The sequence below is a fragment of the Klebsiella sp. 28 genome (genome assembly GCF_018223905.1).
Classification (GTDB): domain Bacteria; phylum Pseudomonadota; class Gammaproteobacteria; order Enterobacterales; family Enterobacteriaceae; genus Klebsiella; species Klebsiella pneumoniae.
The window spans coordinates 1-1,057 of sequence record NZ_JAGRQY010000077.1; the positions used below are offsets into that span (position 1 = coordinate 1).

Genomic DNA, 1,057 nt, shown 5'->3' on the forward strand with positions numbered 1-1,057 from the left:
GGCTTTGTTGAATAAATCAGATTTCGGGTAAGTCTCCCCCGTAGCGGGTTGTGTTTTCAGGCAATACGCACGCTTTCAGGCATACCTGCTTTCGTCATTTTGTTCAGCGCTCGTACCAGGGCCATAGCCTCCGCAACCTGACCATCGTAGTCACGCAGCGTCAGTGAACCCCCGAACAGCTGTTTTACCCGGTACATCGCCGTTTCCGCTATCGAGCGACGGTTGTAATCTGTTGTCCATTTCCACCGCGCATTACTCCCGGTCATTCGCTGATTAGCCACTGCACGGTTACGGTCTGCATATTCACCGGGCCAGTAACCCGCACCTTTTCGGGGAGGGATAAGCGCGCTGATTTTCTTACGCCGCAGTTCATCGTGACAGAGCCGGGTGTCGTAAGCGCCGTCTGCCGATGCTGCCCTGATTTTTCTGTGAGTCTGCCGGATAAGACCCGGGAAGGCTTCTGAGTCCGTCACATTGTTCAGCGACAGGTCAGCGCAGATGATTTCATGTGTTTTACTGTCAACGGCGAGATGCAGCTTACGCCAGATACGGCGGCGTTCCTGGCCATGCTTTTTGACTTTCCACTCGCCTTCACCGAAGACCTTCAGCCCGGTGGAATCAATTACCAGGTGTGCGATTTCACCCCGGGTGGGCGTTTTGAAACTGACATTAACCGACTTTGCCCGCCTGCTGACACAGCTGTAATCCGGGCAGCGTAGCGGAACGTTCATCAGAGAAAAAATGGAATCAATAAAGCCCTGCGCAGCGCGCAGGGTCAGCCTGAATACGCGTTTAATGACCAGCACAGTCGTGATGGCAAGGTCAGAATAGCGCTGAGGTCTGCCTCGTGAAGAAGGTGTTGCTGACTCATACCAGGCCTGAATAGCTTCATCATCCAGCCAGAAAGTTATGGAGCCACGGTTGATGAGGGCTTTATTGTAGGTGGGCCAGTTGGTGATTTTGAACTTTTGCTTTGCCACGGAACGGTCTGCGTTGTCGGGAAGATACGTGATCTGATCCTTCAACTCAGCAAAAGTTCGATTTATTCAACAAAGCC

1 protein-coding gene is annotated in these 1,057 nt (G+C 52.7%); it reads right to left on the bottom strand.

Translation table 11 applies throughout. From position 1 onward, the window contains the following. Positions 1 to 56: 56 nt before the first annotated feature. Positions 57 to 1,025 (bottom strand): IS5-like element IS903B family transposase, encoded by a 969-nt coding sequence (locus KHQ28_RS14265; RefSeq protein WP_013815099.1) that lies wholly within the window; start codon positions 1,023 to 1,025, stop codon positions 57 to 59. Positions 1,026 to 1,057 lie beyond the last annotated feature (32 nt).